Genomic DNA, 8,776 nt, shown 5'->3' with positions numbered 1-8,776 from the left:
TTGCTCCCGCTGGGGTGCGCAGCGTCCCCAAAAAGGGGACTGCGATGCAGTCCAGCGGGAGCAAGCTCCCTCGCCACAGGTTCAATGCACGTCGTTATTCCAGTGCAGAAGCCGGGCCGAAGAACTCGTAACGGCTTTGCTTCTCCGGTACGCCCAAGGCTTTCAGGTGGCGCTTGATCGCCGCCATGAAACCTTTAGGCCCCAGGAAATAAGCGTCCAGATCGCGCTGCTGCGGCAACCATTCGCCCAACTGCTCCTGACTCAACAACCCGACTTTGTGCGCCGCCGGGCTCACACCGTCATCTTCGGCGTAGCAATAGAAGCGCTTGAGCTGCGGGTGACGTTCGGCCAGGCCATCGATCCAGTCGCGGAAGGCGTGAACACTGCCATTGCGTGCGCAGTGGATGAAATGCACCGGCCGTTCAGTCGCCAGCGCGGCTTCGAGCATGGCCAGGGTCGGAGTGATGCCCACGCCACCGCTGATCAGCACCAGCGGTTTGTCACTGTCCGTCAGGGTGAACTCGCCCGATGGCGGGAACAGTTGAATGCTCGAACCGACATGCAGCTGATCGTGTAAATGGTTGGAAGCGCGACCACCGTTTTCCCGCTTGACGCTGATGCGGTACTGGCCTTTGTTCGCCAACGCCGACAGCGAGTAGTTACGACGAATCTCTTCGCCATCGAGGATCAGTTTCATGCCGATGTACTGGCCAGGTTCCGCCGCCAGGATCAGGCCTTTGTCGGCTGGCTCGAAGTAGAACGAGATAATTTCCGCGCTCTCTTCAACCTTTGCCGCCACGATGAATTCCCGCGCCCCGCGCCAGCCGCCCGGGGCCTGTTCCTTCTGGTCGTAGATGCTGGTTTCGGCGCCGATCAGAATGTCAGCCAATTGGCCGTACGCCGCGCCCCAGGCCGCGATGACTTCCGGGGTAGCGATCTCGTCGCCCAGTACTTCGGCAATGGCCCGCAACAGGCAGGTGCCGACAATCGGGTAGTGTTCCGGAAGGATTTGCAGGGCCACGTGCTTGTTGATGATCTTGGCCACCAGGTCGCCCAATTGGTCGAGCTGGTCAATGTGCCGCGCATACATCAATACACCGTTGGCCAAGGCACGCGGCTGGTCACCGCTGGCCTGGTGGGCCTGGTTGAACAGCGGGCGAACTTCCGGATACTCGGAGAGCATCATGCGATAGAAGTGCGTGATCAACGCTTCGCCACCGCTTTCCAGCAACGGCACAGTGGATTTGACGATTGCACGGTCTTGAACGCTAAGCATAAGGTGACTCCTGAGCGACGGGTATGACTAAGTGATTACCCTATGCTTATCAGTTTCCATGCCAACAATTAAAACGTTATAAATCAGTAATTTAAAATCAACATAGTCATATCGACAGCAACTGACTTATAGTCATCCCGACTACATGGAGTCACTATGACTGCAAAATCCCTGCTGACGACGTTGCTGCCCCTGGTCTCCGACCTGTCCCGCGAACTCCCCGAAGGCGAGCGCTATCGGCGCTTGCTCGAAGCCATGCGCGCCCTGCTCCCCTGCGATGCCGCCGCCCTGCTGCGCCTCGATGGCGACTGGCTGGTGCCGCTGGCCGTGGACGGGTTGAGCACCGACACCCTTGGCCGGCGATTCAAGGTCAGCGAGCACCCGCGCTTCGAGGCCTTGTTGAGCAGCCCCGGCCCGACTCGATTCGCCGCCGACAGCGACTTGCCCGACCCTTACGACGGTTTGGTCGATGGCCTCAACGATCACCTGGAAGTCCACGACTGCATGGGCTGCCCGCTGTTTATCGACGAGCGTCCGTGGGGCCTGCTGACCCTCGACGCCCTCGACCCGGAGCGCTTCGAACCGATCGAACTCGACGCCCTGCAAGCCTTTGCCAGCCTCGCCGCCGCCACCGTCAACGCCGCCGAGCGCATCGAACGCCTGGCCAATCGCGTCGAAGACGAACACCAGCGCGCCGAGGTTTATCGCCAGGCCAGCGGCCAGCAAAGCCGCGAGATGATCGGCCAGAGCAAGGCCCACAAACGGCTGGTGGAAGAAATCAGTCTGGTGGGCGGCAGCGACCTCACCGTGCTGATCACCGGGGAAACCGGGGTCGGCAAGGAACTGGTGGCCCAGGCGATACACGCCGCCTCGCCCCGCGCCGACAAACCGATCATCAGCCTCAACTGCGCGGCGCTGCCGGACACGCTGGTGGAGAGCGAACTGTTCGGCCACGTGCGCGGCGCCTTCACCGGGGCGATGAATGACCGGCGCGGTAAATTCGAACTGGCCAATGGCGGCACGCTGTTTCTCGATGAGGTCGGTGAGTTGTCGTTGACGGTGCAGGCCAAATTGCTGCGCGTGCTGCAAAGCGGCCAGTTGCAACGCCTGGGGTCGGACAAGGAACACCAGGTCGACGTGCGCCTGATCGCGGCCACCAACCGTGACCTGGCCGAAGAAGTGCGCAGCGGCCGCTACCGTGCCGACTTCTATCATCGCCTGAGTGTCTACCCGTTGCTGGTGCCCGCCTTGCGAGATCGCGGGCGTGATGTGCTGCTGCTCAGCGGCTACTTTCTGGAACAGAACCGCTCGCGCATGGGCCTCAACAGCCTGCGCCTGAACAGTGATGCCCAGGCGGCGCTGCTGGCCTACGACTGGCCGGGCAACGTGCGGGAACTGGAGCATTTGATTGGCCGCAGCGCCTTGAAGGCGCTGGGCAATTGCAAGGACCGGCCGAAGATTCTCAGCCTGAGCGCCGCAGACCTGGACTTGCCCACCGGCAGCGTTGAAATCGTCGCGCAGCCCGCCACCGTCGCACCGGTGGCCCTGGTGTCGGGGGATTTGCGTGAAGCCACCGAGCAGTATCAACGCCAACTGATCAGCGCTTGCCTGGAGCGGCACCACAACAACTGGGCCAGCGCGGCACGGGAGTTGGGCCTTGATCGAGCAAATCTAGGGCGGATGGCCAAGCGTTTGGGCATGAAATGAGTTGAACCGGCGTTGTGCGAGACTCGCACAACGCCGGAAAAGAATGTTAGCGTGCTTGGCATTCGCCTATGTCCGATGAGCCCTTTCACTATGAAAAAGACCGTCCTCGCCTTCAGCCGCGTTACCCCTGAAATGATCGAACGCCTCCAGCAGGACTTCGACGTCATCGTGCCGAATCCGAAAAACGGTGACATCAACGCCCAGTTCAACGAAGCCCTGCCCCACGCCCACGGCCTGATCGGCGTGGGCCGCAAGCTGGGTCGCGCCCAACTGGAGAACGCCGCCAAACTGGAAGTGGTCTCCAGCGTTTCGGTCGGCTATGACAACTACGACGTCGCCTACTTCAATGAACGCGGAATCATGCTCACCAACACCCCCGACGTGCTCACCGAAAGCACCGCCGACCTGGCTTTCGCCCTGTTGATGAGCAGCGCCCGGCGCGTGGCTGAACTGGACGCCTGGACCAAGGCCGGCCAGTGGCAGGCCACCGTCGGTGCGCAACTGTTCGGTTGCGACGTGCATGGCAAGACGCTGGGCATCGTGGGCATGGGCAACATCGGCGCGGCGATTGCCCGTCGTGGCCGGCTCGGCTTCAACATGCCAATCCTCTACAGTGGCAACAGCCGCAAGACCGAGCTCGAACAAGAGCTCGGCGCGCAGTTCCGCAGCCTGGATCAACTGCTGACCGAAGCCGATTTTGTCTGCCTGGTGGTGCCGCTCAGCGACAAGACGCGACACCTGATCAGCCATCGCGAACTGGCGCTGATGAAGCCGAGCGCGATTCTGGTGAACATCGCCCGTGGCCCGGTGGTCGACGAGCCGGCGCTGATCGATGCGCTGCAAAACAACCGGATTCGCGGTGCGGGGCTGGACGTCTACGAGAAAGAACCGCTGGCCGAATCGCCGCTGTTCCAGCTGAAAAACGCCGTGACCTTGCCGCACATCGGTTCGGCCACCCACGAGACCCGTGAAGCGATGGCCAACCGTGCCTTGGCCAACTTGCGCAGCGCCTTGCTGGGCGAGCGCCCGCAGGACTTAGTCAACCCGCAAGTCTGGAAAGGCTGATTACCACGGGCAGGCGCGCTGAGCGCCTGCCCGAGCCTTCACGCCAGTTTGCCATTGCCCAGGGGCATCGGCGCCTTGGGCTTACGGAACACCAGAACGTTACCCAGCATCACCATCACCAGTCCCGCCAGCGCGGGCGCCGTCCACTGATACCCCTCGGCATACGCCGACACGTTCAGCGCCACCACCGGAAACAGCACAGTGCAATAAGCCGCGCGCTCCGGGCCCATGCGCCCGACCAGCGTCAGGTACGCGGTGAAACCAATCACCGAACCCGGTATCACCAGATACATCAGCGAGCCGATGTAGCGCGCATTCCACTCGATGTCGAACGGAATGCCCTTGACCAGGCACCACACCGAGAGCATCGCGGCGCCGTACGCCATGCCCCAGGCATTGGTGGTCAATGGCTTGAGCCCGGCCTTCTGTTGCAGGCTCGACAGCATGTTGCCCGCCGAGAAACACAGGGTCCCGCACAGGGCCAGACCCAGACCGAGCAAGGTTTGCGGGCTGGCGGTGTGGCCGGCCAGTTCCGGCCAGAACAACAGGCCAAGCCCGAGCAGGCCCAGTGCGCCGCCCATCAACACGTTACGGGCGATTTTCTGGCCGAAGAACACCCGCGCATTCAGGGCGTTCCACAACGTGGCGGTGGAAAACACCACCGCCACCAGACCGCTGGGAATCCACTGGCTGGCAGTGAGGAAGCACATGAAGTTGACGCAGAACAGGCACAGCCCCTGCGCCAGGCAAATCAGGTGCCCGCGACGATTCATCACTTGCAGCTTGCGGCTGAGCAGCAACATCACGAACAACACCAGCGCGGCGAGGCCGAAGCGATAAACGATCGACACCGGAATGGCCACCACGCCCAGTTGCCATTTCAGGGCAATCCAGGTGGTGCCCCAGATCAGCACGGTCAACAGGTACAAAGACAGGTTCATGGCAAAGGCTCCTCAATAGGTGCCCAGTGTCCTGCGCCGATGCCTTTCGCACTTGCATAAACTTGCGCTTTTGTCAGGCGCCGGGCTGGCAGGTGAACGTCTACGGAGTAGGATGCAGGGCGTTGGATGCAGGTGAGAAAGAGTAACGATCATGGCCGCACTGGAAACCCTGCAAGTCTTTCAAGCCCTTAACCGCTCGCCCAATGCTCGCCTCGAGCACAGCGCCGAGCTCGGTGACGGCATGGCTGCGGCCCTGTGGAGCAACCATCACGATGCCCAGGATTACGAAGCGCCGAGCCATCACACGCTGTCCTGCTACATCGCCGGTGGCACCGGCACCTTTCGCCGCGACCAGCCCGGCACCAAGGGCGGCCCCGACAAGTTGTGCGTCCTGCCCGCCGAGCATCAGTCAGGCTGGGTGATCAACGGTGATATTCGTCTGGCCCACCTGTATTTCAGCCCCGAACAATTTGCCCTCGGCTGCGTCACACTGCTGGACCGCGAACCGCGCGAGCTGCATTTACGCGAAGCCACTTTTCTTGACGACCCGGTGCAAGCCCGGCGCTTTCGGCAGATGCTCACGCTCAACTGGGACGAGCCGGGCGAACGCGTGCTCACCAGCAGCCTGGCCCATGAAATGCTCAGCCACGCGCTGCTCAGCCAGGTGGGGCTGCGTGAAGGATTGCGGCTCAAGGGTGGGTTGGCGGCGTATCAGCGACGGCTGTTGGTGGAGTTCATCGACAGTCAGCTGGCCGAAGCCATCAGCCTTGGGCAGTTGGCGGCGTTGTGTGCATTGTCGGAGTACCACTTCGCTCGCATGTTTCGCGAAAGCTTCGGCTTGCCGCCGCACCAGTATGTGTTGGCGCGACGCTTGAGCCGGGCGCAGGAGTTGCTGCGCTCGACCTCGCAACCGCTAGGGGAGATCGCGTTGGCCTGCGGGTTTGCCAGCGCCAGTCATTTCACCAACCGGTTTCGCCAGACGTTGGGCGGGACGCCTGGAGAATATCGGCAGGCGTTTTTGCGGTAGTTCCGATATTTTCGGTGCCTGTGAGGCCGCCATCGCGAGCAGGCTCGCTCCCACAGGAGATCGCTTACTCATTCAGAACGCGGTCCCCTGTGGGAGTGAGCCTGCTCGCGATGAACGATGACGCGGTCTTAGATCAGAACTCCAGCGTGCTCGACAACGTCACCTGCCGCGAATCCCCCATCGACACAAAGAACCGGCTCGCCGCCGAGGTGTAGTACGTGCGGTCGAACAGGTTCTTCACGTTGAGCTGAAACTTGACCTTCTGCCCTTCGACCTTGGTGTCATACGTGGCGAATGCATCGGCCACGGTGTAGCTCGGCAGGTCGAAATCGTTGACCGCGTTGCCTGCACGCTCACCCACGTAGCGGGCACCAGCCCCGACTCGCAACTGATCGCCACCGACAATGGTGCCGAAGTCATAGACCGCCGACAGCGAACCGCTGTTCTTCGCGACGTTCTGCAGCTTTTTGCCTTCGTACGTCGGGTCTTCGGTGACTTCGGCGTCGGTGTAGGCGTAGCTGCCGATCATGCTCCAGCGGTCGCTGAGCTGGCCGGTCAGGTCGACTTCCAGGCCACGGGAACGCACTTCGCCGGCGGCGCTGTAGATCGTCACCGGACCTTCGGAGTTGGCCACCAGCACGTTGCGTTTCTTGATATCGAACAACGCAATGTCACCGGTGATACGCCCCGGCATGTCGAGCTTGGCGCCGATCTCCCAGGACTTGGCTTCCTCCGGAGCAATGCTGCCATCAAGCACGGTGCTGCTGCCGCTCAGGGGGGCGATGGTCGAGTTGGGCTTGAACGATTCGGTGTAGCTGCCGTAGAACGACAACTGATCGGTGTAGCGGTAGACCAGGCCCGCGCGCGGCACCCATTTCTGGCCGTTGCTGTCGGTGTTGGCCTGGAACGGCACGCCTTTGCCGGCGTACTGGTCGTACATCTGGAACCGCGCACCGCCCACCAGAATCCACTGGTCGGTCAGGTGGATCGAGTCCTGCAGGAACACCGAATCGCTGCGCAACAGGTCAGTCTGTGCGCTGTCGGCCGGGCTGACGGTGGTGCCCGGCACTTCACGGCCGTAGACCGGGTTGAGGTAGCTGAAGGTCGTCAGGCTTTTCTGGCGGATCAGGTCTTCGCGGTAGATCTTGCGGTACTCATCATCGATGCCAAACACCAGGTCATGCTGCATGCCCAGCACATTGACTTTGCCTTCGAGGCTGGCGGTGGTGAAGCGGTCAGTGCTGATCGCGTTTTGCGTGCCGTCCATGCTGCGGGTCAGCGTGCCTTTTTTGGTGTCGATGGCGGTTACGCGGACCTGGCTGGCGTCGTAGGTTTCACGGTTCCAGCTGTAGCCGAAGTGGGCGTTCCAGTTGTCATTGAGTTCGTGGTCAGCCTCGAAGTGATAGAGGTCCGAGCGCCCTTCCATGTTGTTGAACGGCTCGTCGAGGCGACGATCACGGGGAATATTCAGCGGATGGTTGTCACGCGGATCGATCACCGTGCCACGGTCGAACGGGGTCAGGAACTCGCGATGTTCATAGGCGAACAACAGTTTGGTGCTCTCGCCGAACCAGGCCAGCGACGGCGCCACCAATGTCTCGCGGTGGGTGCCGAAGTTGCGCCAGTAATCTTCGTCTTCATGGTCCAGCACCATGCGGTAGGCAAGGCCGGAAGTCCCGAGCGCGCCGGTGCTGTCGAGGCCGCCACCGCTGCCGTTCTTGCCGTCGCCGTAGGTCGAGCCGCGCAGGGTCAGCGCGTTGTACTGCGTCAGTTCCGGCTTCTTGCTGACCATGTTGACCACGCCACCGGGGTCTTGAATGCCGTAAAGCAGCGACGCCGGCCCCTTGAGCACTTCCACGCGGTCTACGCTCGCATTCAGGCCACGGCCCTGCACGATCGGCATGCCGTCGCGCATGATCGAACCGTTGCGGTTATCGCCGAAGCCGCGGGTCATCACCGAATCCTGGGTGCTCGCCAGCGTGTTGCCCTGGGTGATGCCGCTGACGTTGGCCAACGCGTCATCCAGATTGCGCGGTGCCTGATCGCGAATGACCTGGGCCGGGATCACGTTGACGGTCTGGGGGATTTCCTGGAGCAAGGCCGAGGAACGCATCACCGAGCTGGTCGGTGGCGGCTGATAGCTCATGGATTGATCCATCACCGAGGTGATGGTGGTCGCGCCGAGGTTCAACGCACCTTCGGTTGGCGCCGGTTCCAGGACCAACGTATGGCTGTCGGTACGACGGAAGGAGAAGCCCGAGCCACTGAGCAGACGCTGCATGGCCTGTTCGGCGCTCATCTGTCCGCTGACAGCCGGGGCGGTCAGGCCGTAGGGGGCTTCATCGGTGTAGATCACGCTGATGCCGGTGATCCGGCTGAAGTCGCTCAGGGCCTGGGGCAACGGTTTGGCGGCCATCGCGAAACTGAACTGCGTGCGCTGCTGCGCGCTGCCGGTTTCAGCGGCCAAGGCCACGCTGAGTGGCAGCACTGCCAATGTCGAAAGACTCAGTGCAGACGCACCCAACCACTGTTTGACCGAACCGGATTTTGCCCTGGACTTCATTACTCATGACCTGTGTAGAACCGCTACGGATGCGAATGACTCGCAGTTTCAGTCACTACACGGATGGCGCCTGGGTTTACCTCATCAAATTTTTGAAAATATTTTTTTCCGTGAGATGCGGTGTTTGATCGGACGCCATCGCGAGCAGGCTCGCTCCCACAATTTGGAATGCGTTCCCCTGTGGGAGCGAGCCTGCT

Annotated in this window: 6 protein-coding genes; 3 read left to right on the top strand and 3 right to left on the bottom strand. The window is 61.8% G+C overall.

Annotation, left to right across the window (positions count from 1 at the left end):
• Positions 1 to 94: 94 nt before the first annotated feature.
• A complete protein-coding gene (gene hmpA, locus EJA72_RS24760; RefSeq protein WP_157714524.1) occupies positions 95 to 1,276 on the bottom strand; it encodes an NO-inducible flavohemoprotein in 1,182 nt (393 codons plus the stop codon).
• Between the two features lie 156 nt (positions 1,277 to 1,432).
• On the opposite strand from hmpA, the gene norR reads away from it, so the two are divergent.
• Together norR and EJA72_RS24750 are read left to right on the top strand one after the other, a co-directional pair.
• The gene (gene norR / locus EJA72_RS24755; RefSeq protein ID WP_157714523.1) at positions 1,433 to 2,983 is read left to right on the top strand and encodes a nitric oxide reductase transcriptional regulator NorR; all 1,551 of its coding nucleotides are present in this window, start codon (positions 1,433 to 1,435) and stop codon (positions 2,981 to 2,983) included.
• A gap of 90 nt (positions 2,984 to 3,073) precedes the next feature.
• The gene (locus EJA72_RS24750) at positions 3,074 to 4,048 is read left to right on the top strand and encodes a D-glycerate dehydrogenase (protein WP_157714522.1); all 975 of its coding nucleotides are present in this window, start codon (positions 3,074 to 3,076) and stop codon (positions 4,046 to 4,048) included.
• Between the two features lie 38 nt (positions 4,049 to 4,086).
• Here EJA72_RS24750 and EJA72_RS24745 read toward each other — a convergent pair whose 3' ends face one another.
• Complete coding sequence (locus EJA72_RS24745) at positions 4,087 to 4,989, bottom strand: DMT family transporter (RefSeq protein WP_157714521.1); 903 nt, start codon at positions 4,987 to 4,989, stop codon at positions 4,087 to 4,089.
• Between the two features lie 151 nt (positions 4,990 to 5,140).
• Here EJA72_RS24745 and EJA72_RS24740 point away from each other — a divergent pair, with 151 nt between their 5' ends.
• Positions 5,141 to 6,016 (top strand): helix-turn-helix transcriptional regulator, encoded by an 876-nt coding sequence (locus EJA72_RS24740; RefSeq protein ID WP_157714520.1) that lies wholly within the window; start codon positions 5,141 to 5,143, stop codon positions 6,014 to 6,016.
• Positions 6,017 to 6,149: 133 nt separating this feature from the next.
• Here the strand turns inward: EJA72_RS24740 and EJA72_RS24735 are convergent, their stop codons facing one another.
• Complete coding sequence (locus EJA72_RS24735; protein WP_157714519.1) at positions 6,150 to 8,579, bottom strand: TonB-dependent receptor; 2,430 nt, start codon at positions 8,577 to 8,579, stop codon at positions 6,150 to 6,152.
• Between the last annotated feature and the right edge of the window lie 197 nt (positions 8,580 to 8,776).

The organism is Pseudomonas sp. PB120, assembly GCF_009761815.1.
GTDB lineage: Bacteria > Pseudomonadota > Gammaproteobacteria > Pseudomonadales > Pseudomonadaceae > Aquipseudomonas.
Note: the sequence above shows the minus strand (reverse complement) of the source record. Positions and strands in the feature narration are given on the sequence as shown.

Coding starts and splice junctions, on each gene's coding strand:
- EJA72_RS24745 (WP_157714521.1), bottom strand. CDS start 4,989: ATGAACCTGTCTTTGTACCTGTTGACCGTGCTGATCTGGGGCACCACC.
- EJA72_RS24740 (WP_157714520.1), top strand. CDS start 5,141: ATGGCCGCACTGGAAACCCTGCAAGTCTTTCAAGCCCTTAACCGCTCG.
- norR (WP_157714523.1), top strand. CDS start 1,433: ATGACTGCAAAATCCCTGCTGACGACGTTGCTGCCCCTGGTCTCCGAC.
- EJA72_RS24750 (WP_157714522.1), top strand. CDS start 3,074: ATGAAAAAGACCGTCCTCGCCTTCAGCCGCGTTACCCCTGAAATGATC.
- EJA72_RS24735 (WP_157714519.1), bottom strand. CDS start 8,579: ATGAAGTCCAGGGCAAAATCCGGTTCGGTCAAACAGTGGTTGGGTGCG.
- hmpA (WP_157714524.1), bottom strand. CDS start 1,276: ATGCTTAGCGTTCAAGACCGTGCAATCGTCAAATCCACTGTGCCGTTG.